Here is a 26,905-nt window from a genome sequence, read left to right on the forward strand (position 1 = left end):
GCTCGAAAGCAAAATCCTAAAACGCAAGAAACCGCGGCCCAACACCCGGCTTTCCTGCAAAATCGAACACTTCATCGAGACAACTTCTGCTTATCTATCGGGCCGATCTGCATTCTTCACGGACGACTTGTTAGCGCTGAGCGCTTTGATTTCCGCCAGCCGCATTTCTCACTTATGCTTCTCGACGTACCATTCATCAAAAAGCATCTCGATCAAGTCAATCAACATCTGAACCTCGCCGGGCTCGATGTCGACGATTAGATTCACGTCCTTTTCCATGTGGGCGCCAATATTGCCAACGCTGCGAACCGCGTCGATCGCTCTCGCGCGTTACGCCCTTTGGAGCCGTATGATCGTCTAGCTGTTTTCGTCGATTAACGGCGGAATCTGCCTCCTAGAATTTCAAAGTCGTGCGCAGGCCGAAGACTGTTGCGTTCTTGAGCGCTCGGCCCGGGATCGGCCCCGCCGGGTCCGTTGCTCCGCCCCCGGGATGAATGATGTATTGGAAGTTTGGCTGCAGGGTCCAGCCGTCCCGTAACTGATATTGATACACCGCCGTCAACAGTCCTTCGAAGCTGCGCACCGGCCATGTCGGACCAAAGAGTACGCGATAGTCGACGTCCAGTGCCTGAGCCCGCTTCGAGACGTGGGCGTAGCCAGCAGCGATGCCGAATTTGTCGTCTGGTCGTTTGTCGCTGAGGCCGATGAACTCGAGTCCGGCGTCGGCGTAGAGATCAATCAGATTGCGGTCCGCGGGAGCGCCGGAGATGCGAGCGAAAACGCCGATTCCCCGATCATCGCTTTTGGGCACGCGATAAATCTGCTGCTCGAAGACTGCCCATCCGCCGACATCGCCTGCCAACATCAGGGGAGTGCCGCTGCTGGCCGGCGCCGCAAGCGAAACGCCGTTGCTGGCGAGTTGAAGATCGGAGAATGGCCCGAGGTGACGCCACCCGCCGAACTTGATCTGGCCCGTCAGATTGGGATCGCCCTTCGTGTTGTTCCAGGAGTACTGGATTTGGCCCAGCAGAAGGGGCGGATCGTTAATCCGGAAGTTGACGCCATATCGGTTGCGTTGTTGTGGATCGCCTGGGCCCGGACCCGCCTGGTTGCCGTCGAAGACGCCGCCAAGAATGGATAGCTGATCCGTGGCGTTGACCAGCAGCCGGGTGCCCATTGCCGCCAACGGCGGCGACGGACCGCCGCTGGGCAGGTCGAGAGATGTGATTGCCGGCCACCCCATCGATGCGTTGGTGAAGACATCTGTATATTTCGTGTTGAAGAACTCGCTATCGGCGGCGAGCTGCCCGAACTTCAGGGAGACCTTTTTATTACCCCACTGCTTCTCGAAGTAGGCTTCGTAAAGTCGCGTCGACGGCAATGCTTCGATGCCGCTGACGACGAAGAGATTGTCGAGATAGTTGCGCGACAGTCCCGCACCGTGAATCTGGAACATGTTGGCGTGGAAGGTAAGCCTGTCCATGCCGGCGAGCCTCTGCAGGTCGACATCGACGGCAAGGTTCAGCCGGCCTTCGTAGATCGCTCCCTGCTTCAGCCCGCCGGAGACATTTCCGAGCGTCTCGCCGATGTAGGTCGCGGCGAACTTGATCCCGTATTTTTGAAACGGGTTCGGCAGAAGTCCAAGCGTCTTCTCCTCGATGGTGCTCTCGCCGGTGTCCGGATCGGCAGGCTTGTCTTCGTCGGTCTTCTTGTCTTCCTGCGCGAAAGCGTGGGTGCCGGCGAGAAGCCCCGCAACAAGGACCGCCACCGTCAGGCATCTAACGACCATGTTCAATCGAACCGCATAGCGAGGAGTCCGCAAGACAGGGGCACATTGGGACACGGTCGAATGGCAAACTCAAGAGGGCGCGCGCGCTGGCTGGTTCCGCTCAGGTGATTTTCCAAGCCCGTGATTTTTGCGGCAGCGCGAGAGGCGAGCCGGCTTTGAAAACGGCAACCCCGGGAACAATCGGAACTTTGCCTTGACGCTGCCGTTCGTGAGTGGGGCCAGAAATGGAGGAGAGTGAATAAGCTGATCGTCTGCGGCGCCCTTGCCGCTTTTGTGCTCGGTGCGCAGGCTGCGAGCGCCGCCGAATTCTACATCGTGCGCGATGCCGCGACTAAGAAATGCACGGTCGTCGACACAAAGCCGACAACTACCACCACGACGGTCGTTGGCGACGGCGTCTATAAGACCAAGACGGAAGCCGAATCCGCCGTGAAGACCACCAAGGTCTGCACCGAACAGTGATGATCCGTCGGCCATGGTTCGGGCCGGTCGGAAGGAAGAGGAGGATGAACGATGCCTGTATTTCTGTTGTGGGCCGCTCCCGCCGTCATCGTGATCGGCGGCGCCGGCTATTGGCTGATTCACATACACTGATCAAACTACGATGATCACGAAGCGGCCCGTCCGGTCATGTCAGGCGAGCCGCTTTTCTGCCGGGCCGGCGCCCTTTTCGGACGGGCAGCGGACGAAGCCAGGCAACCACGCCAACCGCCGTACGTTGACCCTCGAATGGGGCGCAGCTACGGAGCCGCCGATGATCGAAACCGATACCCTTTTGGTGAAGTGCCCCAACTGCGGCGCTTGGCCTATGGCGGCGGGCCCGAACGCCCCCTATTCCCATCAGGACGTTCGGCTGAGATGCGCCAAGTGCGGCCATGGCGAGGATGGCCGGCTACGACGCTCCACGTCCGTCGAACGCCCCCCACAGCAGCCGCATGCCGTTTGAATCATGAAGATACGCGCGCACTTGCAAAGCCACATCGTCGAGCTCGATGACGGCTCGAGATGGCAGATCTTTCCGGGCGATCTCGACTTGACGCTGAACTGGGAGCCCGTGACGGACCTGATGGTTCTCGATGCAGACGACGAAGTTGCGTCTCATGTCCTGGTCGGTAGTGGCGCAAAGGTGCGCGCGAGGCCCGTGGGCGACAGCTGGCCTGCGACGCAAGTCAAGGACGCGCTGAAGGGCGGTTGAGCGCTTTTTTGCAACCCGCCGGTTGGAAGACGAGTTTGGCTCGCGGAGGCGCAGGGATGCCGACGCCTGGCGTTGTCGATCAGCGATCTGGATACTGTCGAGCGGCTAAATGCGCTGGGCAATCCTGCTCCGGAAGAGCGTGACAAAATCGAGAAGCTGCTCGCGAAGATCGACACCGCGCTGAGCTTGCTCGAGCCGCGACATGTTGCTGGACCGAGCAGCGAATGAACCGGCGCTGCCGCCAGTCAGCGCGCGGCAAGCTGACAAAGCGATCTCGGACGATGATCGTCTCCGTGTGGCGCAGGGCTGGCTAGGTCTACTCCGGAGACGCCCGCAGTCGGAGCAAGAGGCGTTCGAAGCCAGAAGCAAAGCCGAGGGCACAGGGCAGCCCGACTCGGAGGCCTCGAACTAGCGATAATTGGTGAACAATTTCCGAGAGGAACGCGCCTTCTGTCCAATAATTAACAGAGCATCGCTAATGGCAGTGGAGCAACGCATGCAAAAGCGGCGTCGTTTCAAACAAGAGCATTCTCTAGAAGTGCGGTTGACAGAAGAGGCCAAGAGCCTGCGCGACGAAGCCAGCGGGCTTCAACCAGGTATCGAGAAAGAAGAGCTGTTGAAGAAGGCCCGACAGGCTGAGACTGGCGCTCACATGAGCGAGTGGCTCCTCTCCCGGACTCCAGCCGTCCACCTAGCTTGACCTACGTCAACGTGGCTTTGCTGCTGGCCTGAGAGTTCCGGCATGGCCGAGCGATACGACCGGATCACTATTGCCGGATACGTCGCCATCGCCTTTGGCGTCGCGGCGTTGATTTGGCTGCTGATGTCGTAGAGGCCGCCTCAGTTGGCGGCCTCTTTCATCCAAGATCCAATTCATATGTTGGCCGAAAATCCGGCGAAGTGCCATCATATTGGGATACTGAATACCCAAAAGATGACCGAGGTATTGGCGCAGCGCTCTCATTCCGGTATCTGACAGGAACTGCTGGTCTTGCGGTCCTTCGGGCCCTGACTTGCGGCCCCGCCAGCCGGCGTTATTCGGCCTGTTCGATCGCGGCTGGCATTTTGGCTACCGACATCAGAGATCGAGCGACTTGGTTTAGCAACTGATCAGAATTCTCCTCTTCCGCAAGTGACTTCGACAACAGCGCGACGACTGCACTGTGGCGTAGCTGCTGGGCGAGATTCTTCGCCATGGTGTAAGCCGAGATTTCATAGTGCTCCACACGCTGTGCAGCTCCGATTAAGGCGAGGTCCGCGGCCGCGTCTTCCTTTTCCTCTCCTTCAGCCATGATTTCCTGGCCTTCCTCGATAAGCCCCATCATGCCCTTGCAAGGCTTCGCTCGGACGGTCTTGCCGAGCAACTCGAAGCATTCATTGATGCGCTCCACCTGGTTTTCGGTCTCGACGAGATGTTGCTCAAACAGCTCTCGCAACTGATCGAAGCGAGCTGCCTCGGCCATCTTCGGAAGCGTCTTGGTGAGTTGCTTTTCGGCATGCAGGATGTCGCGTAGCTCATCGATCAACAAGTCGCCAAGCCCGGCTTGGTCGTCTGGCGGCGAACTTTCCGCGACGATCGCGGCGGACGCGCCGGGCTCAGCCTGGATCGCTGGCGATTCCGTGAAGACCCAGCCATTGCCCTCGTTCCACGGACCGCGGGCGTCGATCTCGCCGTGGTCGCCGGCCCCGGTGGAGTCGTTGAAGAACTGGTCGACCAGTCCCGGTGTTGGGGCGATGCGGCCGATGCTGAAAGCGGGCTTGGCCATGCTCTCGAGCGCCAGCGCGAACGCTCTCATGTGTGTGATTTCCCGAGTCATCAGGAACTGCAGCGCGTCCTTGGTACCGGCGTCGTCGCAGAAATTGATTAGGCGTTCATAGACGATCTTGGCCCGCGCTTCGGCGGCGATGTTGCTGCGCAGATCGACGTCGAGCTCGCCGGTTATCTTCAGGTAGTCGGCCGTCCACGCATTGCCCTGGGAATTGAACAGGTTCACGCCGCCGCCACCAGCGATCGCAATCAGGGGATCGGCTTCGGCGGCCTGGCGATCGAACTTCGCCGGCTTGAGGTGCATCCGGGCGAGTGTCCCCACGACTTCGAGGTGACTCAGTTCCTCGGTGCCAATATCCATCAGCAGGTCCTTGCGATCCGGATCCTCGCAGTTGAGCCCCTGTATTGAATATTGCATCGCGGCAGCGAGCTCGCCGTTGGCACCACCGAACTGTTCAAGAAGCATGTTGCCAAAACGAGGGTCTGGTTCGTCGACGCGGACAGTGAACATCAGCTTCTTGACATGGTGGTACATCGAAAGGCCTTGCAATGAGAGGGGAGATCATCCCGAACGGAAGCCAGGATCGTTTGTTCCTATCGGACGGAGGATTCCTGCCCGGACGCCGAACCGCCGACTTTCCTTGTTGGAAAGCCGGGGGAGGACCTCGACGGCACGTTGAGCGTTGGGGAGGTACTTATCTTTCCGATCGTTGAGACATGTTCAAGATCGCTAGCTTGTCAGCAAGGCGCCTTGGCCGCAGTCCAAGCTTTCCGGTGAATGTTAGACCGACCAGAGCGGATGTCGCGGTGGCACATTCAATCGCCCGCAGCACTGCGCCGGCCCCGGAGCAGGTGGCCCGCGCCCTGACCTGGGGCGTAGATGAGAAGCTTCTTCTGGTCCTGACAGCCGTCGGCTGGCTTGCCTCGCGCGGTTGTGGGGTGCCGCTGCGGCGCGCAGGAAACCATGCTCTGCCAGTGACGGTCACTGCGTCGCTGCTGCCCGATGATTTAAAACTCGTATTCGACCAAACTCGGCCGGATCGTCGGACGGTGATTGGGCATATGCATGGCGTCCCGCTTTCCGGCAAACGAAAAGATGCGTTTCCCTCAGGCCACGCGCTGCACATGGACTGGCACCGGCGGCCAGCGGGTTGCCGGCAGGTCCCCGGCGGGCGATCCGCGCGATTGCGGTCGGGCTGTCGCTCACTCGCATTGCGATCCTGGCGCATTGGGCGAGCGATGTCGTTGCCGGCTTCGCACTCGGGGCGATTCTCGAACGGGGCCTCCGGCTTTGGACCGGCTACTCGAACGGAATTTCAAAGGAGGATGATCATGCCGACTCTTGAAGACCTGAAGGGATACGTGGAGCGCGCAACCGGTCTGAAGCGCCCCGGCAAGCGGAAGGCTGTGGATCTCGCGCGAGCGCGAAAGCCTGTTACGGTTCGCTTTAAGGACGACGGTCTCATTCCAAATCACCCGCGATGGCCGCTCGTACTGTATCGAAACGCGGTCGCTTTCGACGAGGACCTGGACGCCGCGGCCGTGATCGAAGACCTATTTGAAGCGAACGGATGGGGAGATAGCTGGCGGGATGGCATCTACGATTACGTGCATTATCACTCCAGGATCCATGAGGTGCTCGGCATCGCGCGCGGCAAGGGCCGCGTTCGGTTCGGCGGCAACAAAGGGAAGATCTTCACCCTGAAGGCTGGGGACATCGCGGTTCTTCCCGCCGGCACAGGACATCAGTGCCTTTCCGCGGGCGATGAGTTCCTCGTCATCGGGGCATACCCGCCGACCGGTACATACGACGAGTGCACGAGCGTCGAAGACCGTCAGCGGGCGCTGAAAGCCATTCCGAAGGTTTCGGTGCCGCGTAAGGATCCGGTCTATGGGGCCGGCGGGCCGCTCTCGAAGCTCTGGAAGAAAGCGAAATGACCGAGTACGTCATCCGCTTCGTCCTCGGGGGCGCCGTCGTATCGGCCTTCGCGATGCTGGGAGATCTCCTGCGTCCAAAGAGCTTCGCCGGCCTGTTCGGAGCAGCGCCCTCGGTCGCGCTCGCGACGCTTGGGATCGCGGTGTATCAGCACGGGGTCAATTACGCCGCCTTGCAAGCTCAGGCGATGATTGCGGGAGCGGTTGCGCTCGCCATCTACAGTGTCGTCGCCTGCCATCTGCTTGTCCGCGCAAAGCTGCGAGCGGTGACGGCGACCTTGCTGTCACTCGTCATTTGGCTGGTCGCCGCTTTCGGGCTGCTGGTTTTCGCTGGAGGTCAGACGTGAGCCCGATCCGGTTTTCAACGTCATCTCTCAAGGAAGGCCGCTGGTACGAATATCTGATTCGCTTCGTGCTTGGCGGCGCTGCGACCGTCTTTACCGGCCTCATCAGCAGTCGCTATGGAGCAGTCATCGGTGGCGTTTTTCTTGCCCTTCCAGCCATATTCTGCGCGAGCGCAACGCTGATTGAGAAGCATGAAATTCGCCGCAAGCGCGAAGCGGGTCTCGCCGGCAAGCGCCGCGGGCAAATGGCGGCCGCCGTCGATGCCGCTGGCGCTGCGCTCGGCGCGCTGGGCATGCTGGCCTTCGCGGTTGGTTTCTCGATGCTAATCCCACGCGGCAACATCCCCGCCGTCTTCGTCGGCGCCTCCCTCGCCTGGTTGACTATCGCGGTAGCGGCTTGGTACGTGCGCCGGAAAATGCGATCGATGCGGACCGTGAAAGAGCCCAGCGGCTCCACCAATTCGCGAACGCGATAGACGGGCTGGCGTCTCTTCATTAGTTCGCAATGAGGAAGTTTGATCTCGTCATGGCCGAGCTACCTTCCGGGCATTCATATCGGCACCCGTCACCGGCCCCAGATATTGATTTCCCAGCAATACGCGGGCTGACGCGACTCCTATTGGGGCACTTGAGGCCGGGCGAAATCCAGCACGGCTTGTCCCAAGATCGTGCACAAGGGAGACCAGAGGAACTGCGGTTATCGGCGCGGGTTGAATGCAAAGCAGCCCAGTTGCTGCCCGCGGCTTGTGCAAGGTTTAGAATGGCCGACGAAACGATCAAGACCACCGGCATAGCCGCACACGGCGCCTCTCGCCTCCCGTCGGGTCGAGATCGACAGTTTCAACCTCGAACTAAAAAATGAGGACGAATTAGGCAAGGTTTCAACGGAGGAACCTCGCTGACTTCGCGGGTTTATCACCGGAAGGAGGGATCGGCGCTAGCGAGTGGAAATGACTGCTGTGATAGCGGCGGCCGAGCGTGTCGCTGACGACTAACCGTCGAAGAGGCCGTGATTAGCGGAAACCGAGCCCACGATCCCTACAGAGTTGAAGGAGGCACGTGGTGACCCAACCGACCGAAAAGGAAATCGAGAAGCGCGCCTACGAGATATGGGAGCGGAGCGGCAAGCCCGAAGGCAGGGAGGAAGAATTCTGGCGGTTGGCGGAGCAGGAGTTGCGAAACGAGGACAAGTCATCTCCCCTCCGCACTCCAGATAGCCTGTAAGCAGAGAAGAAGCGCTAACCGGATGTCTCATTCCGCAGCAGCCGAAACTGTATTGCTGTACTTTGTGCTGCCCCTTTGGTTATTAGCCGGGTTTGCTGATTATCTTTGCCATCGCGCATCTCGGATTGAGACGACAAGCGGCTATAAGGAAACCCTACTTCATCTGCTGATGTTGATCGAACTTGCGATACCATTGCTGGCGGCGATTTTTTTTGAAATCAACGCTCTTATTATTGCGGCTATGATCGTCGGCTTTGTTACGCACCAGCTGACAGCCCTCTGGGATACAACATTCGCCAGCCATAAGCGGAGCATCACGCCCATCGAACAGCAGGTCCATAGTTTTCTCGAGCTGATGCCTCTCATGGCGATGGTGATCGTCATCATCTTAAACTGGCCGCAATTCCTCAGCCTTTGGGGACTGGGTTCTGGGCCCGCACGTTACGAACTCGCCCTGAAGCGAGAGCCATTACCATGGACGTATGTGGCGGCGTTTCTATTCGCGGTCCTGCTGTTTGAAGTCCTTCCCTATATGGAGGAATTCGTTCGAGGCTTACGGTCGCGGAAGAGGGCTTAGCTCCGAACGCGGAGCACCATCAATGAAGGTTGCCGTCATCGGAGCGACAGGACTTTTAAGGTCCGCTATTGTGGCTGGCTTTCCTCGCACGGCCATTCGGTCCTTTCGATGAGTAGAATCGCCGACATTAGGTGTCCTGGCACGATCTCAACGAGGTGCGGATTGTATCTTCACAGCCACCGCTGTCGTTGCACAGCCCGTCACAGGCTCGCTGCTTGTGCCGCACGTCGGTTACTCCTTCTGGGAAGGATGGATCGTGGTCGATGGTGCTGTATCTCTCGTCTCACCGAATCTGCTGGCTGTGGTTTGCCTTCGGCATTCCAGTGTTCATGGCGGTGGCCGCCATACTCTGGCTGATGATAGCTAAACCTTAACTTGAGGTGTTTTGAAGCGTGATGGCAGTGCCGAGCTCGCCAGGATGCTCCGCTCGCGGTGGCATGCCAGCTTGCAGTAGTTGCCGGGGAGCGCGCAGGCCTCCGGGATAGTCGAGCGGATAGGAGGGGATACCTGTTAGGCCGCCAAAGCGCCTGTTGCTCAGGCGTGCCTCCGTTATTGGCCAAGAACTCTGCGTGCGAGATGAATATACGCAATCGCTCTGGATGAATGTCCCGGTGGTCGACGTTGCTAGCCTGTCGGGATCCGACCGGGCGGACGTGGTCGTGGTCGGTTCTGGCATTGCTGGGCTGCCGGTGGCGTAGAGCTTGCAAGCCGTGGGCGCTCCGTGATCGTGCTGGATCGACACCGGCATGACGGCACGCACGACCGCGAATCTCGCCACAGCGCTGGACGACTATTCCAAGGAGCTCGTGGGCGCGCGCGGCGAGGAATGTGCGCCTTACTACCAAAGCGTCATGACCGCGATTGACCGCTGAAGCTATCCTGGAACTCGAAAACGTCGACTGCGATTTCTGCCGGGTCGACGGAATCTGGGTGCATTGCCGAATCCCAGACCGGGCGGCCAACCGCCAGCGGCAGCAAAAGGGGAAAGGAGCCGCCTCGCAACGGCTCCGTCCTTCCGCTATTTCTTGCCCTCGCCGACCGTAGGCGCGGGCTTCTTGTCGAGATCCTGCGCCATCTCAAGATGATGCTTAAGCGCCGGCAGGGTTTTGCCGGCCCAATTCTTCAGATCCGCGTTATCGCCGCCCTTGGCATAGCGCTCGAACAGGTCGACGGCATCCTTATGAGCGCTGACCTGCATCGAATTGAACTCCGAGCTGAAGTCGTTACCGTTGGCACCCTTCAGCTTGTCGAGCTTGCTTTGGTGCGATGAATCGAGAGCGCTGGGCAACTCGGCTTTCACCTTGCCACTGGTGACAAGTCCCTTCAGCTCGGTGCTGGTTTTGGTGTGGTCCGTTACCATCTGGGAAGCGAAAGTCTTCTCCGCTGCATTTCCCTTCTGCTGTGCGAGCTTGTTAGACTCGATTTCAAACATGTCCGATATCGCGACCTGCTTGACAAAATCCACCGTCGAGGAGCTGACCCCGAGCACGGAATTGACCCCGGTCTTTTCGCTGACGGATTGCGCCATGACCGGTGTCGCCAGCAAAATGCACGCGATTGCTATTATAGTGCGTCTCATGTGTATCTCCATCAGTTTGCGGTCTTGCAATTGACGCCCTTGCGAGGCGTTAGTTGAGCTTAGTCGCCGTCTGCTCGTCGAATTTGGCGGCGAGGGATCGAACGATATCGTGTGGCTGAGCTTTCCATCCAGGCGATCAAGACGTCGTAGTGGCGACCGGCCGCAACAGGAGACCCGCCAGATAGCAGCGGCCTCAAGTAACCGGTCTTGCGGCATCTTCGACCGCTCGGGCGGTGGAACGATCCCGTGACCAAACGAGCCAGTTGCGGGTGTAGACCTCCTTGCGGTTGAGGTGGAACTGGACGCAGTAGCCGCCGCATTTGCGCTTTTCGCTATTCCCGGCCCGTTCTTGGCCAAGCTATCGTCAAAGGCGAGGTGGTGGTTGGCCTACGCACTACCCTGAAGTTTTAAGCCGAGTGCCGGTAAACGTGGCGGAGGTATACGCGTCACTACGCAGTGACCTGTACATCGGCTCCATTACTTCTTTTTCTTGGGGACTTTCTTGCCTTTTTTGCGGGCCTTGGAAAGTCCGATCGCGATCGCCTGCTTCTTGCTTTTTACCTTGCCGCCCTTTCCGCCACGGCCACTTTTGGCCGTCCCCTTCTTGTACCGTCGCATCTCGCTCTTGACGTCCGAGCCCGAGCTCTTCGAGTAGCGACGCTTCTTCTTGGCTTTTTTTGCCATGGGTTCTTCTCTTTCCACTAAAAGACACTGCTAGTTGAACTGCCAGAAGCATGACTTCCGCGCCGTCGGCTTTCCCATCCACCGCATCGACAATCTAGATGGCGCTGGCAAGTTCCAACGCACCATTCCGAGCATCCGTTAGAGGATATACCGAATGCGGTGTCCTCATAGGAACGCTGTCAGATGTTTCACGCTTGATAGGTTGGAGAACCTCGATCGATGCGCCGCACCAGAATTCGGCTCAAGCACCAGCCATCCGACCAAGCCGGCCGACGCGGTTGGCGGCTTAGCACCGAGGAAGATGAAGAAGGTATCGAGGATTGGATGGTCGGCGGAGGCGACAGCCCGTCAGCTTGAACGGCAAATAGTCCCGGAAATTGTTGCTGCATCAACCAAGGGATCAGGGTAGCCACACGATGGTTCGTCCCAAGGGTTCACCTTATTTCGAGCCCGATTCAGCGGGCCAGCCGTTTGATGGTCTTGGCCGCACGGCTGGGACCATGCCAGCCGAGAAACTTCAGCTCCTTGTTCTCCAGCGCATTCGTTGCTCGAAAGAACTGTTCGAGGTCATCGCGTGCATGGGTGGGAAGATCGCGGATATCCTTGAGATCAGTTTCGAGCGGTGATCTATCAGGCACCGCAAACACCCGATCGTTGCGCTCCGTCTCGCCCTTTTTCTTCTGTTCGACTTCGAGAATGCCGATGGGACGGCAGCGCAGCACGACGCCCGGATAGGTCTGCGCGTCATGCAAGATCAGCACATCCAGCGGATCGCCATCCTCGGCCTTGGTCGAGGGAATGAACCCCCAGTCATAGGGATAGGTCAGGCCGGCCATCAGTGGCTTCGCCAAGGCAAAAACGCCAAGCTTCGGATCGAAATCGAGCTTGCACGAACTGCCGCGCGGCGTCTCGACCACGGCGAAGATGTTCTTATCGTCGGCCCAACTCGGCAGTTTTGTCAGATTGGTCATGGCGGACGACTCGGGCCTCGAAAGGAGCAGCGGGCCCGACGGAAATCGATCCGCCGAGCCCTGCCGGGAATCAGGCGGAGGTGGAGGCCTTCTTGTTGACACCCTTGCGCAACGCGACCGTATTGAGCTTGGCGTTCGCTGCCTTCTCTTCGTTTAGGTTCGTGGTAAGGAAGCGCACGATATCGTCGTGGCCGAGCTCCTCCGCCCAGGCGATCAAGGTGCCGTAGCGGCATATCTCGTAGTGCTCGACGGCCTGCGCGTTGGCGACGAGCGCCGCATCCAGCACCGTCTTGTCCTCGATCTCGCCGGCCGTCTCGTCGGCTTCCTTGATGATCCCGTCGATGGCTGGGCATTGCGTGCCGCTTGGCGATTGGCCGAGTTTCTCGAACACCTTTTCGAGACGCTCGATCTGCTTGTTGGTCTCCTCGAGATGGTTCTTGAGGCCCGTGGCCAGATCCCGGTTGGTGGCTTTGTCGATCATCTTCGGCAGGGCCTTGGTGATCTGCTCCTCGGCATAATAGATGTCCTGCAAGCCATGCAGCAGCAGATCATCCATCGTCTTGATGTCTTTGGTGAATAGTCCCATGACGCCGCTCCTCGCTCCTAAAGCGGGGGGAACGCATGCTCGCCGTGCTGGTTCCTGGGCGTGAACGCCACAGCCGGCCGGGAAGATTATGATGGTGGGGCGTCTCGTGCGTCCGCAGGAACTCGCGCAAACAGGCCGCGTTTTGCCTCTTTGGGTGGAGTTCAACATGGTCAGCACCTCGCTCTGGATGGAGACCGAAATCCTGCCGGAGGCGGGTGCCCTCAAAGGCGATGTGCAATGCGATGTCGCCGTGGTTGGTTCGGGCATCGCCGGACTGTCGACGGCGTACGAATTGATGAAGCGCGGCCGCTCGGTCATCGTCATCGACCGCAAGGGTATCGCAAGCGGCATGACGGCGCGCACCTCGGCGCATCTTGCGCCGCTTTGCGATGATTTGATGAGCGAATTCAGGAAGCTGCGCCGCGCCGAGGTCGCCAAGCTGTTCTACGAAAGTCAGGCCGCCGCCGTGGATCGCATCGAGGAAATCCAGACAAGCGAGAAAATTGCCTGCGACTTTCTCCGTCTTGACGGTTACCTTTTTCAAGGCAATGGCATGCCGGCCGACATATTCGATGAGGAGCTGGAAGCGGTGCGCGAGGTCGGCGCACCGGTGCACCGGCTGGTTGGCGTGCCGCTCAAGGGCTGCGAGAGCCGGCACGTCTTGCGCTATCCGCGCCAGGCAAAATTCCATCCCCTCAAATATCTCGCCGGACTTGCCGCCGCTTGCGCAAGCGGCAGCGTCCGTTTCTTTGCCAACAGCCCGGTCGAGGAAGTCGCCGAACATGACGGCGGCGTCACGCTGCGAACCTCACAGGGGCTGATCACGGCCGTGCATGCTGTCATCGCGACCAACGCATCAATCGCCGACCGCTTTCAACTGCATACCAAGGTTTCTCCTTACCGCACTTACGTGCTCGCCTTTGCCATCGCGCGGGGCGAACTGCCCGACGCGCTCTATTGGGACACCGAAGATCCCTACCATTATGTGCGGCTGCAAACGGGCCCCGAGGAGGATGATTTCGTGCTGGTCGGCGGTGAAGACCATAAAAGCGGTGAGGCCAACGATGCCGACCAGCGCTTTGCTCGGCTGGAGAACTGGGCGCGTGAATTGATCCCGGCTTTGGACCGCATAACCCATCGCTGGTCGGGTCAGGTTCTCGACACGATCGACTATGCCGGCTTCATCGGCCGCGAGCCCGGCAGCGAGCGCATTTACGTTGCGATGGGCGATTCAGGCCAGGGTCTGACCCATGGTGTGATGGGCGCGATGCTGAACACAGCCCTCATTCTGGGGGAAGATCATCCGTGGAAGTCCGTCTATGCGCCGGATCGCAAGCCGCTCGCAGCGGCGCGGAATTTCCTGCGCGAGAACATGACGATCCTGCAAAACCTCGCGGAATATGTGGCGCCGGGTGAAATCGCTTCGCTCGAAGAGCTTCAGCCCGGTGAGGGCGCCATTCTGCGGCGGGGACTCGAAAAGATCGCAGCCTACAAGGACAAGGCTGGCGAACTGCATCTTCATTCGGCCAGTTGCACGCATATTGGCTGTCATCTGCACTGGAACAGCTTCGAGAGCTGCTGGGATTGTCCGTGCCACGGTTCGATCTTTGCGCCCAACGGACGGCCGATCAATGCTCCGGCCGTGTCGGCTTTGCGCCCGGTAAAGGTCTAGCGAGATCCGGTCAAGGCTCAGGGAGCGTTCCATCTTCAAGGACGAGGACATCGAGCAGGGCGATCTGCGTAGCCCGCGCACACCGTGGGCCGTCCTACGGCCGCTGCCAATTGAGCCGATCGTTGACAGCTTTCGGTGCAAGGTGCTGATCATCGGTGCCGGCATCACCGGTGCGCTGATGGCCGAGCGCCTGACACGGCAAGGCCGCCAGTTGGTCATCATCGATCGCGAGCTTCCCAGTCTCGGCAGCACGGTGGCCAGCACCGCCATGCTGCTCTGGGAAATCGACCGGCCGCTGTTCGAACTCGCGCAGCTCTATGGTTTCGAGAAGGCGGTGCGCTGCTATCGGGCCAGCCACCATGCCGCGCAGGGCCTGCCGTCCCTGGTTTGGCAGCATGGAATTGCCTGCCAGATGCGACGGCGTCTCTCGCTCTATCTCGTCGTCGATGACAGTCCGAACCTTGTTCAGGATGAATGTGCGCTGAGGGGCCGCGCTGATCTGCCGTCCCTCTATCTCGATCACGCCGCGCTGCTGAAGCGCTTCGGCATCGCGCGGGCGGGCGCCCTTTTGTCAAGGGACGCGGCTGATGCCGATCCTGTGCTGCTCACACATGGCCTGCTTGATATCTCCCTGCAACGCGGTGCCCGCCTTCTCAAGGCCAACGCGGTTGCCTATGACAGCACGGCCCAGAGCGTCACCGTCGGCCTTGAGAACGGACTTTCGATCGAGGCGCGCCAGGTTGTGCTCGCGACCGGCTATGTGATGCCGGATATTGTGCGGCCCACGGCGCAGCAACCAGCTTCCAGCTGGGCCATCGCGAGCCGGCGGCAGCCAGGCCATCTGTGGCCCGAACAGGCGCTCATCTGGGAAGCGAGCCGGAACTATCACTATGCGCGGACCACCACTGATGGCCGCATCATCCTTGGTGGCGAAGATGACCGTGCGCTCATCGAGCCTCACGCTCGTGATGACGCCACGCCTGCCAAGGTGAGGGCGCTCAAAGATTATCTGAAGGCGCTTTGGCCGCATGCATCGGAAGATGTGGCGTTCGGCTGGTCGGGCGCCTTCGATACCACACATGACGGCTTGCCGTTGATCGGCAGGGTACCCGGCTCCAAGAATATCTTCGCCGCCTTTGGCTATGGCGGCAACGGCATTACCTTCAGCTTCCTCGCGGCGGAACTTATGGCGGCGATGTTTGCCGGAGGTTCTTCGCCCCTGTTCGATGATCTTGCGATTGATCGCGATATTCCCGGCTAAGACGCGCGATCAGGCTGCCCAGCATGAAGGCGACGAGCAGCGAGGGCAGCGGAGCCTCTCGCACCACATCACGCAGAAATGCGAGCGCCTGGCCCGACGGCTGCCCTTCTTCCAGCTTTCGTGCTGTGATTGCGCTTCATCGCTCCGCGCCGCACCTGATCCGCCATTCCCTGCTCCTTCAATCTGGGCAATAGACCGGCGGCGGAACCGTTCCTACTGCGAACGCTGTGGCCGTACCCGGTGCTTTAGCAACGAAGGGGACCCGAGGCCGTTCTGAAAGGACCGACAACGATCGATCAAGGATGGTCATGGCTCAAGATCCGCCGGAGCCTAAACGAGACGGCAAAGGGGCCACATCTCGGGCTCTCGCAAGCCTGCACGGGAAGTTCAGGAGCCCTTCACCATCCGCCCGCCGGAAACCGATCACGGCTCGATGCCCAATCTGAAATGGTCGTTCGCTGCTGAACCAATGGCTTCCACGCGCGCTTGTCGAAGCGCATTTGAAAGTCACGGGTGACGTCCTGGCGCGGCTCCTGACCACCAAAGCGGCGGTGATCGCACGATGGTATTCCCGCGACCAATCATCGAGCAGGAGGTCGAAATGCCGCCGCGTGGCGTCCGTATGGAGGCGATGGAGGCACGTTCTGTCGATGCCATTCCAGTCGGAAAGGAGTGGCAATATGAACCCAAATGGGACGGATTTCGTTGCCTGCTGGCGCGGGACCGGGACGCGGTGTCCATGCGCTCGAAGTCCGGCCAGGATCTCGCCCGATACTTCCCGGAGATCGTCGCCGCAGCCCGCGATTTGCGCGAACGGAGGTTTGTGCTTGACGGCGAGCTCGTCGTCGAGGTTGGCGGGCAATTTTCGTTCGATGACCTCCTGCAGCGCATCCATCCGGCCGCTAGCCGCGTTCAGAAGCTGTCCCGGGACACGCCGGCCCTGTTTCTCGCTTTCGATCTGCTGGAGCTGGGCGACAAAAAGTTGGCCGACCAACCGTTGTCCCGACGGCGACCTCAGTTGGAAAAGCTTGCTGGCCGCAATTTTTCGCGCGCGCCGCTATTTCGGCTATCGCCGGCCAGCACGAAGTTCGGGGATGCCGAGCGGTGGCTGCAATCGGCAGGCGGCGGAAGTGACGGCGTGGTCGCCAAGCGGCTCGATCTTCCGTACCAGACCGGGAAGCGCGAGGGCATGCAGAAGATCAAGCGATATCGCAGCGCTGATTGCGTCGTTGGAGGCTTTCGCTACGGCGAGAAGCTGCAGGCCGGCCGCAAAGCTGTCGCCTCATTGCTGCTGGGGCTTTACGATGCAGACGGCCTCCTGCACCACGTCGGCTTTTCGTCAGCCATCAAGGCAAAGGACAAACCGGCGCTGACCGAAAGACTCGAGATGATTGCGGCGACCAAAAGCTTCACTGGCAACGCGCCAGGCGGACCAAGCCGATGGTCGACGAGACGATCGTCCGAATGGCAGGCGGTGAAGCCGAAATACGTTGTCGAAGTGTCCTACGATCACTTCACCGGTGGCCGCTTTCGGCACGGTACGACCATCCTTAGATGGAGGTCCGACAAGAAGGCGGACCAGTGCACCATGGAACAGATGAAGCAAAAGATCGCGCGGGACCTCATGAGGGCGATCGAGCCAGCCTGACGGATACTTGGGGTCTATCGCATGTCCCGGATCTCGCAGGCCAACACGCCCCGATCGCGTTCGCGCCAACGACAACCCAGTCTTGGCGCAGCAGGTCGTAGACGACCTACAACGTAGGCCCAAGGCTGAGGGCTGCGAGCATCCCAAGCGAGAGGTCGCCCGTCGATCCACGCGGCCAAGCCTTCCTCAACTGAGGGATGTAAGACAGCGATGCGAGAAAGGCCGCGATGCCGCCAATAGAGGATGCGAATTTACCTATCACACTCTATGGCCACTCCTCGCCTGCCGACGGTGCAGATCCTCGGAGCGAGCCGGTTGCTCGGACTGCCGGCCAGCATTCGCGTCGTATCTCCTGTCAATGAATGCCGCACGGCAAACAGTGAGGAATAAGAACCGTTCCTAACGTCCTGCGATCGTCACGCGAGCCACCGGCCATCAGCGTTTCCATCGTCACTCGACCTGCTCGCCGAACCGGTTCAAGTAGACCGCCATCATGGCGTCGTGAGTCTCGTCCGCGGAACTGCAGAACGCGTCGGTCACCAGGACGACGCGAAAAGCCCAATCGATCGCGCCGAGCGCGGTAGCGAGCACGCAAACCTCCGTCTCGCCTCCTGTAACGACGATCGTACCGACCAGCTTCTCGCGCCAGCGAAGATGCAGGTCGGATCCGGTCCACGGAGAGTAAACGTGCTTGTCGTAAATCGTGGCCGGGGGAACGAAGCAGGCGAGCTCCGGAACGAGATCGACTATATCTGGGCCAAGACGATCGATTGTCATCGAGCTCCGTCGCTCGTAGTACCGTCGCCACATCCCCGCACCTTGGCCTGAGGACCGGGCTGGGATGAAGCGGGTAAAAGTCGCCCGCTCGGGATGCCTTGCCGTGATGGCGACGATACTAGGAATCACCCGATCGAACCACGGCGTCCTCCATTCGGTGTCCTCTGCGAACATCCAGTGCATGTCGACGCAGATGTGAATCGTGTTGGCGCCGGATGGCCCCAGCCGTAGCACATCTCTCTTGGCCATCCTTCGGTCGTCTCAAGGACTTTGCCGTATCGGACGCAACAAGGGTGTTCCTTCATGGTTCCTTCGTTAACGCGCCCCGGGCGACTCGACCGGATGCCCTCGGGAACCACGAGATGCAGCCGGGCTTTTACCTCTCGATGTTCGAGAAAGCCGATAGAAGTGAAGAACTGACTTCCGCGATGGCCGACGGTTTCGTCCGCGTCCGCGGAGCGCGGGAGCATAACCTCCGGAACGTTTCGCTCGACATCCCACGCAATGAGCTCGTGGTCTTCACAGGCGTGTCCGGATCCGGCAAGTCCTCCTTAGCGTTTGGGACGTTATACGCGGAGGCTCAACGTCGTTATCTCGAATCCGTATCACCTTACGCACGTCGGCTATTCCATCAGATGCAGGTGCCCGACGTCGACGCAGTTGAAGGATTGCCGCCAGCCGTCGCACTTCAGCAGCAGCGCGGATCGCCGACAACCAGGTCGTCGGTGGGAAGCGTCACGACGCTCTCCAACCTCTTGCGCATACTGTATTCGCGGGCGGGCACATATCTGCGCGGGCAGGCCTTGCCTTACGCGGAGTCCTTCTCGCCTAATACGCCGGAAGGCGCCTGTCCGAACTGTCACGGCATCGGGCGAATTCATCAGGTCGTCGAACGAAGTCTGGTACCCGACGACACTTTGACGATCCGTGAGCGCGCCATTGCGGCCTGGCCTTCGGCTTGGCAGGACCAGAATCTCCGGGACATTCTCGTCACCTTGGGGTATGACGTCGATAGGCCGTGGCGCGAGCTTTCGAAGAAAGATCGTGACTGGATTCTCTTCACGGACGAGCAGCCAACCGTACCGGTGTATGCGGGATACACGCCAGCCGAGACGCGAAAAGCCCTGAAGCGCAAGGAGGAGCCCAGCTATATGGGCACCTTCACCGGCGCCCGCCGGTACGTGCTTCAGACATATGCCACCACGCAGAGCGTCATGATGAAGCGGCGTGTAGCGCAGTTTCTGTCGAGCGATGATTGCCCGGTCTGCGATGGGAAGCGGCTAAAAGCAGAAGCACTTTCGGTCAAATTCGCAGGAATGGACATTGCCGAGATGTCTCGCCTGCCGTTGGCCAAGCTCGACGAGCTTATCAAACCGTATATTGATGGAAGCAAGAAAGACGGTACCGACGATCATCCCGAAAAGGCGCTTGTCGTTCAGAGAATCGTGGAGGATCTCGTCGGGCGTCTCGAAGTTCTGCTTGAGCTAGGCCTCGGTTATCTCACCTTAGAGCGCACCACGCCGACGTTATCGCCGGGCGAACTGCAGCGTCTGCGGCTCGCGACGCAGGTCCGATCGAACCTGTTCGGGGTCGTCTACGTACTGGACGAGCCCTCCGCTGGCCTGCACCCGGCAGACATTGAGGCGCTCTTGCGGGCACTCGGGCGCCTGAAGGCATCGGGAAATTCGCTCTTTGTCGTTGAACACGAGCTCGATGTGGTGCGCGAGGCCGACTGGATCGTCGACGTTGGGCCCGCTGCCGGGGACCAGGGCGGTCGGATACTCTACAGCGGGCGCCTTGCCGGTTTGGCCAAAGTCGAAGCGTCCCAAACACGAAGGTATCTGTTCGAAGATGCCGCGAGGGCACCACGCAAGATCCGTCGGCCGAGCAGCTGGCTGAAGCTGCGGAACGTGACGCGGAATAACCTGAGCCGTCTCGATGCCGACCTCCCTCTCGGCGTCCTTACATGTGTGACCGGCGTGTCCGGCTCGGGCAAATCCACTCTCATCAGCCAGTTTCTCGTCGAGGCGATCGCGGAGAAGCTAGGTCAGCGCCGCAAATCCGATCTGGACGAAGCTGAGCTGCAGGAGACCGTGCGTACGCTGAGTGGGGAGATTACGGAAGGGTTGGATCGCGTTAAACGTCTCGTTGTGGTCGATCAGAAGCCGATCGGGCGGACCCCGCGGTCCAATTTGGCGACTTACACCGGCTTGCTCGATCACGTGCGTAAACTTTTCGCCGGGACGAAGCAGGCGCGTGCCAGGCGCTACGACGCGGGCAGATTTTCGTTCAATGTGGCCAAGGGCCGTTGCGAAACCTGCGAGGGCGAAGGCTATGTATGCGTAGAGCTGCTGTTCCTTCCGAGCGTCTATACTCCGTGTCCGACGTGCCGGGGCGCTCGCTATAACCCGAAAACGCTCGAGATCAAGATACGGGACAAGTCGATCGCCGATGTGCTGGCGATGACCGTCGACGCGGCTTTCGAGTTCTTTAAAGACGATGACGTTCTTTCGCGCTCTTTGGGCGTTCTCCGCGAGGTCGGGCTCGGTTACATTAGACTTGGCCAGTCGGCCACCGAACTTTCAGGAGGAGAGGCGCAACGCGTCAAACTCGCCACCGAGCTCCAGCGCGCCCATCGTGGCGGCACATTATACGTTCTCGACGAGCCGACGACGGGACTGCATCCGTCCGATGTCACAAAGCTCGGCAATCAGCTGCAAGGGCTCGTCGAGGCTGGCAACACCGTCGTTCTGGTCGAGCATGATATGTCTGTTGCAGCGGAGAGCGACTGGATCGTAGAAGTCGGCCCTGGCGCTGGAAACGAAGGAGGTCGCATCGTGGCGTCCGGACGACCGGATCAAGTTGCTGCCTCCGGGAGCCGGGCAGCAGAATATTTGAAGCGAGCGCTCTAACGAGTTCATCGAAGGCCGCCAGCCCCCATAGGAACACCGGGGGACGCAGTTGGTTGTTTGCCATCGCCTGCCCGAAAGAGACACGCATGGAAAGCATCCTCGTCGCCGAATTCGATACTAGCCGCGCGGCAGAACTCGCGGTCGAGCACGTTGTGCAGGAGTGCGGAGTCCAGAGAACCGACGTGGTGCAGCCGATGGGCGCCGACAATACATCCGGCGATCGACCCGCGCTCGCCGACGTGAAGGTAAAGCCGAAGCCGGGCGAGAAGCTTGGGGGCCCGATCGAAGACCGTCGACTTCCGTGGCGACGATCCGAAGCGCGTCGCGGACGCGCTGAAATCCGTTGGTGCTAAGGCCGTCCGGATGAAGTAAAGGACAGAATCATGCCCGAATATCCCAAACCGCCGTTTCCCAGCCAGCGACAACCCATGCCAGGCTCGACGGGGAAGATGGACCCGCGCCCGGATCATGGCGAGACAAGCTATAAGGGCTCGGGACGGCTTCAAGGCAAGTGCGCCATTATTACTGGCGGCGACAGCGGCATCGGGCGCGCGGTCGCCATAGCCTTCGCCCGCGAGGGCGCCGACGTCCTGATCGCCTACCTTGACGAAAGCGACGATGCGAAAGAAGTCGCGGCGATGATCGAGAAGGAAGGGCGCAGGGCTGTCCTCGTCGAGGGCGACCTTCGCTCGGCCGACCATTGCCGCACCGTGGTCCGCCGCGCCGTGCAGGAACTTGGCGGCGTCGACATTCTCGTCAATAATGCCGCGCATCAGGCGACCTTCGCCGACATCGGCGACATCAGCGACGAAGAATGGCGCATGACCTTCGAGGTGAACATCCATGCGATGTTTTACCTCGCCAAGGCCGCGGTCCCGCATATGAAGCCTGGAGGCGCCATCATTAACACGGCATCGGTAAATTCCGACATGCCGAACCCGATACTGCTCGCCTACGCGACGACGAAGGGAGCGATCCAGAACTTTACGGGCGGTCTGGCCCAGATGCTGGCGGAGAACGGCATCCGGGTGAATGCCGTTGCGCCGGGTCCAATTTGGACCCCGCTCATTCCCTCGACGATGCCAGAGGAAACCGTAAAGAACTTTGGCAAGCAAGTGCCGCTGAAGCGGGCTGGCCAGCCGGCTGAACTCGCCACAGCCTACGTGATGCTCGCCGACCCGCTATCCAGCTACACTTCGGGCACGACCGTCGCGGTGACCGGAGGCAAACCCTTCATCTGAGAGGTGGCCGGCATAAAGCATCCCGTGACGCCCGATGGCCGCTACTTCGTCGTAAATGGGAAGCTTGGGTCTCAGCAATGCGGACGTTGAGCCGGGCGCCTCCATAGAGCTTGGGAGAGTGCGGCGGAATGCAAGGCAGCCGCTTCAGCAGATCGGGCTGATCACCCTTCGGCTTGGGCTCCGGTTTTGGCATTCGCTTCTGGCCACCGTTCTTGCCGCCCTGATCCTGCTGTCCTTCGAGATCGTTTTCCTTGGGCATGTCGCCCCCTCCCAACCCGCAGGACCCGATCCAGATGGTGGCGGGCGTCAGGCATTGAGCTGCGCATGTGGCTTGCCGGCACTAGGGCCAGCGCCTTGGAAGCGGACTGCAGATTTATGAAGGCTGTCGTTGGACTGCGGCTCCGCAGCAAAGTCCGTCCGGCAGCGGCGGAACAACGGCGGGCTGGCAGTTCGTCCTGTCGCTCCTGGCCGTCGGCCAGCTCGTGTTTCCGTTCTTTGCACTCGTGAACCGTCGCGTCCGCGCCGATCGCCGTTGGCTACTCGGACTATGCGCCCTCACGCTCGCGATGCGGATTTGCGAGGCGTCGGTCCTGGCATTCCCGGCCATTGATGGTCTCCACGGCTGGCTCACCGGCATCATGCTGGTGGCCGGTCTGGCCTTGCTTATGGGGCTGTTGGCCTGGGGCGTAGCGTTCCGCCTGCGCCATGGCAGATGGCTCAACTTCGCGCCGCCTCGCGTTCGTGCCGAAGCAGAGCGACGATGAGCAGACCGAGCAAGACCAAGGTCGCAAGACCGGTCGCCTTGAGCAGGCGACCGACCGCGAGCGTGTAGAGACCGCTTGCGGGATCAAATCCGTAGCACATCAGCCTGACATGATCGGTCCATCCGCCGATGCGGCCTTGACCGGCTTCGACCAACGCGAGGCGCAGATTGGCGGGATCTAGCCCGAGACCGGGCAGGGCGCGCGCAATGCGACCGTCGGCCGTCACGACAAAGGCGGCCGCGGGATGCGCGTAGCGGAGTTGGTCGCGATCGTAGACCGCTTCAAATCCGAATGCTTTTGTTAGTCCCGCGACGTCGCTGGCATCGCCGCGCAGGACGTGGGTGGCATCGCCCCACGCTTGGAGGCCGACTTGCGCCTGCTTCATCTCCTTCGCGTTCTCCGCGGTATCCTGCGGGTCGAAGCTCACGACGTTCAGATCGAAGTCCTGACCGGGACGCAGGCCGGACCGCTGGAGCGCGTCGGAGACGGTGCTGACCACCGACCCGCACAGTGTGTCGCAGGTGAAATCTGCGAGGACCCACACGCTTGGCCCGCCGGTGAGCCATTGCCGGATCGGCCGTGTGACGCCGTTTTCGTCCCGCAGGCGGACGCTCAGCGGTAGCACGGCGCCGGGCCGGGGCGATGCCTCGACCCCGGCGACATCGGATCTGGTCAACTCGGCGCGCGCCGGCGCCAGCGCTGCGCAGACCAAACAGACGGCAAGCATCATCTGATGATGCATCGCTCCTGGCCTTCACTTCTCCTTGCCGGGCAACACGGTCTCGAGCAGCTGACGCGCTGCGCCGCGGATGACGCCGACTTCGTTCGGGTCGCCCTTGGCGAGCGCGATCGAGAAGTTCTTGGCTTGCTCGAGCGTGATATGCGGCGGTAGCGGGGGCATTTCCGGATCGGTCTTGACTTCCAGCACCACCGGAATGTCGCTCGCGAGCGCCTGCTCCCAGGCCGAGCCGAGCTGTGCGGGGTCGTCGACATAAATCCCCCGCAGCCCGATCAGGTCGGCGAAACGCGAATAGGAAACGTTGGGGATGCGTTGCGATGCCTCGAACTTGGGATCGGCATTGATGATGCGCTGTTCCCATGTCACCTGGTTGAGGTCTTCATTGTTGAAGACGCAGACGATCCAGCGGTGATCGCTCCAGTAGCGCCAGTATTTGGCGACCGTGATAAGCTCGGCCATGTTGTTCATCTGCATGGCGCCGTCGCCAACCAGCGCAATGACGGGACGATCGGGCGCTGCATATTTGGCGGCGATTGCGTAGGGAACTGCCGCGCCCATCGATGCCAGGCCGCCCGACAGCGAGGCGATAAGGCCGGGACGCATCTTCAGATCACGGGCAAACCAGTTGGCGCAGGAGCCGGAATCGCTGGTGATGATCGCGCGATCGGGAATGCGCGGCGACAGCTCCCATGTCACGCGCTGAGGATTGACCGGCTTGGCCGGCTGGTGCGCGCGATCCTGCAATGTCTTCCACCAGGTCCGGACGTTGTCCTCGATCGCCTTTCGCCAGCTGCCGTCGCTCTTCTGCTTCAAGCGCGGAAGTAGCGCGCGCAGCGTCTCCGCCGCGTCGCCCACGAGGCCAATCTCCATCGGAAAGCGGATCGAGAGCATGCCGGCGTCGATGTCGACCTGGACGCCGCGGGCCTGGCCCTCCTTGGGCAGGAACTCGGAATATGGAAACGCCGAGCCGATCATCAAGAGCGTGTCGCACTCCATCATCAGGTCGTAGCTCGGCTCGGTGCCGAGCAAGCCGATCGAGCCCGTCACCCATGGCAGGTCGTCGGGCACCACGGCCTTGCCGAGCAACGCCTTGGCGCATCCGGCCGACAGCCGGTCGGCGACGGAGGCGACCTCGTTGGTCGCGCCAAGCGCGCCGGCGCCGACGAGCATGGCGACCTTCTTGCCGGCGTTGAGAATGTCGGCGGCGCGATCGAGCTCGGCCTCTGCCGGAACGATCCTCGGCGGAGTGTATCCGACGCCGGACCGCAGCGTGCCGTGTGCGCGCGGCGGATCCTCGTAATCCTCTTCCTGCAGATCATTCGGCAGGATCAGCGCGGTCACGGTGCGCCGGGCGAGCGCAATGCGCGCGGCGCGGTCGATCAGATGGCGGACCTGAGCGGGCGAGGAAGCCTGCGCGACATACGCGCTGGCGACGTCCTTGAACATCGAGACCAGGTCGAGCTCCTGCTGATACTGCCCGCCCAGCGCGTTCCGCGCCTGCTGGCCCACGATGGCGAGCACCGGCTGATGGTCGAGCAGGGCATCATACAGACCGGTGATCAGGTGTGAGGCACCGGGGCCCGACGTCGCGATGCAGACGCCAAGGCGGCCGGAAAATTTGGCATAGGCACACGCCATGAACGCCGCCATCTCCTCGTGGCGCGCCTGGATGAAATCGATCTTGCCTTCGGCGCGATTTAGCGCACCGAACACGCCATTGATGCCATCGCCGGGATAACCGAAGAGATGCCGCACGTCCCAGTCCTGGAGGCGCTGCACTACGAAATCGCCAACGGTCCTGGACATCGTGCATATCCCGAAAGTTGAATGTGAGCGGTGAACGGCGGGGATTGTCAGCCGTTCCAAAGCGACCGTCCCCTCAAGTAGGAGGTGGCATCGGAGAAGAAATAGGCAGGTGCAATGGTCACCGAACGTGTGAGGATCCGCCGCGACATGCGGTTGCCCATTAGATTGGTTCGATAATAGCCAGAGTTGGCCCTCATCGACAGGAAGGCCGGAATGGCAAAGAAAGCAAAGAAGCAGACCGCGCGCGGTCGCAAGCAGGACCGGGCGCGCGTCGCCGGCGGGCAGGACTACGAGGTGAGTTACGAGTCGAGGAGGACGGGCAAGTCGGAGGCATCGGTGAAGAAGGCGGTCTAAATGGTCGGCACCAGCCGGAAGCGGGGTTGAGCGTCGGCTCAGGGTAGCAAAGAAGAAGTCGCTAGGAACAACGTCCTCGCGGTGAACGTTGACCCGCGCCGCTCGCGGCAGAGCGGCATGGACGAGTGGAGCGTGCCCCGGCTCTCCCCCGAAGACCCGGGGCACATTCGCGGTCAGTTTGGAGCGGCCCAGGCTGGCACCTCGCTGGGGCACCGAATCGGCCTCAGCACGTCCTCTCGCTGGGGCCGTTTCGCTTCGGGAACAAGCAGCGGTCCACGACGTTGCCGGCAGCTTCAGCAGCTCGGCCGAGCTCGCGAATGAACGCACTCTGTTTGGAGATTCTTGGGCGCTCGACCCTTACTCTTCCTCAGCCCAACTCAGCTTCTCGCAGCTTACGCAGCGGCGAAGGCGATAGCTCTTACCTTGGCGACTGTCGAGGATAGACATTGCCGAAGTGACACCGCCGCAGCGGAAGCAGGCATAGGAATCGGGCCGCAGCGGCTTTTGCTCGCCATCAGCGGCGAACGCGCCGTTCTTTTCTATCTGGGCTGGTCCTTTGAGTTCGCTATCGTAGACCATCCATCCGTTGCCACCCTGCCGAACGAGGAAACGTCCCCGCATCGGGCGTCCAATAAATTCCATTTGCATCCACCATCTGCAAAATACGAGCGCGTCGATTAGCTCGAAGGATGGAGCGCCCGGCATTGAACTATGTGAATCGTGACGATCAACTTTGGATAAGCGCCACCTGGCTTTCGCGGCGAACTGAAAGCGGCCCCAACCGGGGGGCCGCCAACCCGAACGATATGGGTTTTCCTCTGGCAGTCGGGGGGCACCTTGGCTGACCAGAAGCGCCAATTAGACGCTGATCTCCTCTCTATGGTTCCTCGCCTGACGTGGCAATTGGACAGGAGCGTATTAAAACTAGCTTCGTCGGATCGCGCGGGAAGAACTAGCACTACTTTGGCAGAATGCGTTTACGCCACTGTTTTTCAAGGATTTGCTTTCGGCAACATGGGCACTGCTGGGACGGCGGCCGAAGGATGAGATCGACGATGGCGTGACGTACGGCGGGCATG

Annotated in this window: 29 protein-coding genes and 2 pseudogenes; 19 read left to right on the plus strand and 12 right to left on the minus strand. The window is 60.7% G+C overall.

Annotated features, from left to right (window positions below; genetic code table 11):
• A partial coding sequence (locus I6F38_RS40135) for a hypothetical protein (protein WP_225164289.1) occupies window positions 1-261 on the plus strand: 261 nt, incomplete at its 5' end.
• A gap of 133 nt (window positions 262-394) precedes the next feature.
• On the opposite strand, the gene I6F38_RS40140 is transcribed toward I6F38_RS40135, so the two are convergent.
• Complete coding sequence (locus I6F38_RS40140; protein WP_225164290.1) at window positions 395-1,768, minus strand: carbohydrate porin; 1,374 nt, start codon at window positions 1,766-1,768, stop codon at window positions 395-397.
• Between the two features lie 255 nt (window positions 1,769-2,023).
• Between I6F38_RS40140 and I6F38_RS40145 the strand changes: the two genes are divergently transcribed.
• The 4 genes from I6F38_RS40145 (at window position 2,024) to I6F38_RS40160 (ending at window position 3,684) form a co-directional block, all read left to right on the plus strand.
• Window positions 2,024-2,251 carry a hypothetical protein gene (locus I6F38_RS40145; protein ID WP_076829459.1) on the plus strand — a complete coding sequence of 76 codons (228 nt, stop codon included), beginning with the start codon at window positions 2,024-2,026 and terminating at the stop codon, window positions 2,249-2,251.
• Between the two features lie 505 nt (window positions 2,252-2,756).
• Window positions 2,757-2,984: a hypothetical protein gene (locus I6F38_RS40150; RefSeq protein ID WP_225164291.1), complete on the plus strand. Its 228-nt coding sequence runs from the start codon at window positions 2,757-2,759 to the stop codon at window positions 2,982-2,984.
• 72 nt (window positions 2,985-3,056) lie between these two features.
• A complete protein-coding gene (locus I6F38_RS40155) occupies window positions 3,057-3,212 on the plus strand; it encodes a hypothetical protein (protein WP_172646949.1) in 156 nt (51 codons plus the stop codon).
• Between the two features lie 268 nt (window positions 3,213-3,480).
• A complete protein-coding gene (locus I6F38_RS40160) occupies window positions 3,481-3,684 on the plus strand; it encodes a hypothetical protein (protein WP_311988211.1) in 204 nt (67 codons plus the stop codon).
• Window positions 3,685-4,018: 334 nt separating this feature from the next.
• On the opposite strand, the gene I6F38_RS40165 is transcribed toward I6F38_RS40160, so the two are convergent.
• Window positions 4,019-5,287, minus strand: coding sequence for a DUF892 family protein (locus I6F38_RS40165; protein ID WP_172646950.1), 1,269 nt, complete (start codon window positions 5,285-5,287; stop codon window positions 4,019-4,021).
• A 797-nt stretch (window positions 5,288-6,084) separates the two neighbouring features.
• On the opposite strand from I6F38_RS40165, the gene I6F38_RS40175 reads away from it, so the two are divergent.
• The 7 genes and pseudogenes from I6F38_RS40175 to I6F38_RS44140 all read left to right on the plus strand — a co-directional run bounded on the left by I6F38_RS40175 (window position 6,085) and on the right by I6F38_RS44140 (window position 9,704).
• On the plus strand, window positions 6,085-6,690 hold the full coding sequence (locus I6F38_RS40175; RefSeq protein ID WP_069276647.1) for a cupin domain-containing protein: 606 nt from the start codon (window positions 6,085-6,087) through the stop codon (window positions 6,688-6,690).
• Window positions 6,687-7,034: a DUF3147 family protein gene (locus tag I6F38_RS40180; protein WP_016841014.1), complete on the plus strand. Its 348-nt coding sequence runs from the start codon at window positions 6,687-6,689 to the stop codon at window positions 7,032-7,034. Before I6F38_RS40175 ends, I6F38_RS40180 begins: the two co-directional genes overlap by 4 nt.
• Complete coding sequence (locus I6F38_RS40185; protein WP_069280627.1) at window positions 7,031-7,507, plus strand: DUF3147 family protein; 477 nt, start codon at window positions 7,031-7,033, stop codon at window positions 7,505-7,507. Before I6F38_RS40180 ends, I6F38_RS40185 begins: the two co-directional genes overlap by 4 nt.
• Window positions 7,508-8,093: 586 nt before the next feature.
• Complete coding sequence (locus tag I6F38_RS40190; RefSeq protein ID WP_075968978.1) at window positions 8,094-8,255, plus strand: DUF2934 domain-containing protein; 162 nt, start codon at window positions 8,094-8,096, stop codon at window positions 8,253-8,255.
• 22 nt (window positions 8,256-8,277) lie between these two features.
• Window positions 8,278-8,832 carry a hypothetical protein gene (locus I6F38_RS40195; RefSeq protein WP_028344071.1) on the plus strand — a complete coding sequence of 185 codons (555 nt, stop codon included), beginning with the start codon at window positions 8,278-8,280 and terminating at the stop codon, window positions 8,830-8,832.
• Between the two features lie 136 nt (window positions 8,833-8,968).
• A pseudogene (locus tag I6F38_RS40200) lies at window positions 8,969-9,206 on the plus strand (DUF2269 family protein).
• Window positions 9,207-9,578: 372 nt separating this feature from the next.
• Window positions 9,579-9,704 (plus strand): hypothetical protein, encoded by a 126-nt coding sequence (locus I6F38_RS44140; RefSeq protein WP_256438786.1) that lies wholly within the window; start codon window positions 9,579-9,581, stop codon window positions 9,702-9,704.
• A gap of 146 nt (window positions 9,705-9,850) precedes the next feature.
• On the opposite strand, the gene I6F38_RS40205 is transcribed toward I6F38_RS44140, so the two are convergent.
• The 4 genes and pseudogenes from I6F38_RS40205 to I6F38_RS40220 form a co-directional block, all read right to left on the minus strand.
• Window positions 9,851-10,411, minus strand: coding sequence for a DUF4142 domain-containing protein (locus I6F38_RS40205; RefSeq protein ID WP_225164292.1), 561 nt, complete (start codon window positions 10,409-10,411; stop codon window positions 9,851-9,853).
• A gap of 486 nt (window positions 10,412-10,897) precedes the next feature.
• A pseudogene (locus tag I6F38_RS40210) lies at window positions 10,898-11,095 on the minus strand (DUF6496 domain-containing protein); the annotation flags it as partial.
• Between the two features lie 455 nt (window positions 11,096-11,550).
• Window positions 11,551-12,012 carry an inorganic diphosphatase gene (locus I6F38_RS40215; RefSeq protein WP_229158072.1) on the minus strand — a complete coding sequence of 154 codons (462 nt, stop codon included), beginning with the start codon at window positions 12,010-12,012 and terminating at the stop codon, window positions 11,551-11,553.
• Window positions 12,013-12,136: 124 nt separating this feature from the next.
• Window positions 12,137-12,652 carry a ferritin-like domain-containing protein gene (locus tag I6F38_RS40220; protein ID WP_016841005.1) on the minus strand — a complete coding sequence of 172 codons (516 nt, stop codon included), beginning with the start codon at window positions 12,650-12,652 and terminating at the stop codon, window positions 12,137-12,139.
• Between the two features lie 166 nt (window positions 12,653-12,818).
• Here I6F38_RS40220 and I6F38_RS40225 point away from each other — a divergent pair, with 166 nt between their 5' ends.
• The 3 genes from I6F38_RS40225 (at window position 12,819) to I6F38_RS40235 (ending at window position 17,233) form a co-directional block, all read left to right on the plus strand.
• A complete protein-coding gene (locus tag I6F38_RS40225; protein WP_225164299.1) occupies window positions 12,819-14,324 on the plus strand; it encodes an FAD-dependent oxidoreductase in 1,506 nt (501 codons plus the stop codon).
• A gap of 142 nt (window positions 14,325-14,466) precedes the next feature.
• Window positions 14,467-15,585: an FAD-dependent oxidoreductase gene (locus tag I6F38_RS40230; protein ID WP_225164293.1), complete on the plus strand. Its 1,119-nt coding sequence runs from the start codon at window positions 14,467-14,469 to the stop codon at window positions 15,583-15,585.
• Window positions 15,586-16,216: 631 nt separating this feature from the next.
• A complete protein-coding gene (locus I6F38_RS40235; protein ID WP_069277184.1) occupies window positions 16,217-17,233 on the plus strand; it encodes an ATP-dependent DNA ligase in 1,017 nt (338 codons plus the stop codon).
• 106 nt (window positions 17,234-17,339) lie between these two features.
• On the opposite strand, the gene I6F38_RS44335 is transcribed toward I6F38_RS40235, so the two are convergent.
• Together I6F38_RS44335 and I6F38_RS40245 are read right to left on the minus strand one after the other, a co-directional pair.
• On the minus strand, window positions 17,340-17,495 hold the full coding sequence (locus I6F38_RS44335) for a PQ-loop domain-containing transporter (RefSeq protein ID WP_225164294.1): 156 nt from the start codon (window positions 17,493-17,495) through the stop codon (window positions 17,340-17,342).
• A gap of 188 nt (window positions 17,496-17,683) precedes the next feature.
• Window positions 17,684-18,259 (minus strand): isochorismatase family cysteine hydrolase, encoded by a 576-nt coding sequence (locus I6F38_RS40245; RefSeq protein WP_172646953.1) that lies wholly within the window; start codon window positions 18,257-18,259, stop codon window positions 17,684-17,686.
• A 179-nt stretch (window positions 18,260-18,438) separates the two neighbouring features.
• Here I6F38_RS40245 and I6F38_RS40250 point away from each other — a divergent pair, with 179 nt between their 5' ends.
• The 3 genes from I6F38_RS40250 (at window position 18,439) to I6F38_RS40260 (ending at window position 22,163) form a co-directional block, all read left to right on the plus strand.
• The gene (locus tag I6F38_RS40250; protein WP_225164300.1) at window positions 18,439-20,922 is read left to right on the plus strand and encodes an excinuclease ABC subunit UvrA; all 2,484 of its coding nucleotides are present in this window, start codon (window positions 18,439-18,441) and stop codon (window positions 20,920-20,922) included.
• Window positions 20,923-21,008: 86 nt separating this feature from the next.
• Complete coding sequence (locus I6F38_RS40255) at window positions 21,009-21,275, plus strand: hypothetical protein (protein ID WP_225164295.1); 267 nt, start codon at window positions 21,009-21,011, stop codon at window positions 21,273-21,275.
• A 30-nt stretch (window positions 21,276-21,305) separates the two neighbouring features.
• The gene (locus I6F38_RS40260; RefSeq protein ID WP_172646954.1) at window positions 21,306-22,163 is read left to right on the plus strand and encodes a glucose 1-dehydrogenase; all 858 of its coding nucleotides are present in this window, start codon (window positions 21,306-21,308) and stop codon (window positions 22,161-22,163) included.
• Here I6F38_RS40260 and I6F38_RS40265 read toward each other — a convergent pair.
• The 3 genes from I6F38_RS40265 to I6F38_RS40275 form a co-directional block, all read right to left on the minus strand.
• A complete protein-coding gene (locus I6F38_RS40265) occupies window positions 22,156-22,422 on the minus strand; it encodes a hypothetical protein (protein ID WP_172646955.1) in 267 nt (88 codons plus the stop codon). The two genes, I6F38_RS40260 and I6F38_RS40265, sit on opposite strands and share 8 nt — an antisense overlap.
• Window positions 22,423-22,880: 458 nt before the next feature.
• Entirely contained in the window at window positions 22,881-23,657 is a 777-nt protein-coding gene (locus I6F38_RS40270) for an SCO family protein (protein WP_225164296.1), read from the minus strand.
• Between the two features lie 24 nt (window positions 23,658-23,681).
• Window positions 23,682-25,472, minus strand: a complete 1,791-nt coding sequence (locus tag I6F38_RS40275) for a thiamine pyrophosphate-requiring protein (protein WP_225164297.1) — start codon at window positions 25,470-25,472, stop codon at window positions 23,682-23,684.
• 213 nt (window positions 25,473-25,685) lie between these two features.
• On the opposite strand from I6F38_RS40275, the gene I6F38_RS40280 reads away from it, so the two are divergent.
• Window positions 25,686-25,826, plus strand: coding sequence for a DUF3606 domain-containing protein (locus I6F38_RS40280; RefSeq protein WP_069277187.1), 141 nt, complete (start codon window positions 25,686-25,688; stop codon window positions 25,824-25,826).
• Window positions 25,827-26,183: 357 nt separating this feature from the next.
• Here I6F38_RS40280 and I6F38_RS40285 read toward each other — a convergent pair whose 3' ends face one another.
• Window positions 26,184-26,468: a hypothetical protein gene (locus tag I6F38_RS40285; protein ID WP_225164298.1), complete on the minus strand. Its 285-nt coding sequence runs from the start codon at window positions 26,466-26,468 to the stop codon at window positions 26,184-26,186.
• Window positions 26,469-26,905: the final 437 nt, after the last annotated feature.

The sequence above is a fragment of the Bradyrhizobium sp. BRP56 genome (assembly GCF_020194035.1).
In the GTDB taxonomy this organism is placed as follows: Bacteria; Pseudomonadota; Alphaproteobacteria; order Rhizobiales; family Xanthobacteraceae; genus Bradyrhizobium; species Bradyrhizobium australafricanum.

Excerpts from the sequence above, each read along its gene's own strand:
- I6F38_RS40160 (WP_311988211.1), top strand. The coding sequence starts at position 3,481 with ATGCAAAAGCGGCGTCGTTTCAAACAAGAGCATTCTCTAGAAGTGCGG.
- I6F38_RS40165 (WP_172646950.1), bottom strand. The coding sequence starts at position 5,287 with ATGTACCACCATGTCAAGAAGCTGATGTTCACTGTCCGCGTCGACGAA.
- I6F38_RS40175 (WP_069276647.1), top strand. The coding sequence starts at position 6,085 with ATGCCGACTCTTGAAGACCTGAAGGGATACGTGGAGCGCGCAACCGGT.
- I6F38_RS40180 (WP_016841014.1), top strand. The coding sequence starts at position 6,687 with ATGACCGAGTACGTCATCCGCTTCGTCCTCGGGGGCGCCGTCGTATCG.
- I6F38_RS40195 (WP_028344071.1), top strand. The coding sequence starts at position 8,278 with ATGTCTCATTCCGCAGCAGCCGAAACTGTATTGCTGTACTTTGTGCTG.
- I6F38_RS44140 (WP_256438786.1), top strand. The coding sequence starts at position 9,579 with ATGACGGCACGCACGACCGCGAATCTCGCCACAGCGCTGGACGACTAT.
- I6F38_RS40205 (WP_225164292.1), bottom strand. The coding sequence starts at position 10,411 with ATGAGACGCACTATAATAGCAATCGCGTGCATTTTGCTGGCGACACCG.
- I6F38_RS40220 (WP_016841005.1), bottom strand. The coding sequence starts at position 12,652 with ATGGGACTATTCACCAAAGACATCAAGACGATGGATGATCTGCTGCTG.
- I6F38_RS40225 (WP_225164299.1), top strand. The coding sequence starts at position 12,819 with ATGGTCAGCACCTCGCTCTGGATGGAGACCGAAATCCTGCCGGAGGCG.
- I6F38_RS40235 (WP_069277184.1), top strand. The coding sequence starts at position 16,217 with ATGGAGGCACGTTCTGTCGATGCCATTCCAGTCGGAAAGGAGTGGCAA.
- I6F38_RS40245 (WP_172646953.1), bottom strand. The coding sequence starts at position 18,259 with ATGGCCAAGAGAGATGTGCTACGGCTGGGGCCATCCGGCGCCAACACG.
- I6F38_RS40250 (WP_225164300.1), top strand. The coding sequence starts at position 18,439 with ATGGCCGACGGTTTCGTCCGCGTCCGCGGAGCGCGGGAGCATAACCTC.
- I6F38_RS40255 (WP_225164295.1), top strand. The coding sequence starts at position 21,009 with ATGGAAAGCATCCTCGTCGCCGAATTCGATACTAGCCGCGCGGCAGAA.
- I6F38_RS40260 (WP_172646954.1), top strand. The coding sequence starts at position 21,306 with ATGCCCGAATATCCCAAACCGCCGTTTCCCAGCCAGCGACAACCCATG.
- I6F38_RS40265 (WP_172646955.1), bottom strand. The coding sequence starts at position 22,422 with ATGCCCAAGGAAAACGATCTCGAAGGACAGCAGGATCAGGGCGGCAAG.
- I6F38_RS40270 (WP_225164296.1), bottom strand. The coding sequence starts at position 23,657 with ATGATGCTTGCCGTCTGTTTGGTCTGCGCAGCGCTGGCGCCGGCGCGC.
- I6F38_RS40275 (WP_225164297.1), bottom strand. The coding sequence starts at position 25,472 with ATGTCCAGGACCGTTGGCGATTTCGTAGTGCAGCGCCTCCAGGACTGG.
- I6F38_RS40280 (WP_069277187.1), top strand. The coding sequence starts at position 25,686 with ATGGCAAAGAAAGCAAAGAAGCAGACCGCGCGCGGTCGCAAGCAGGAC.
- I6F38_RS40285 (WP_225164298.1), bottom strand. The coding sequence starts at position 26,468 with ATGGAATTTATTGGACGCCCGATGCGGGGACGTTTCCTCGTTCGGCAG.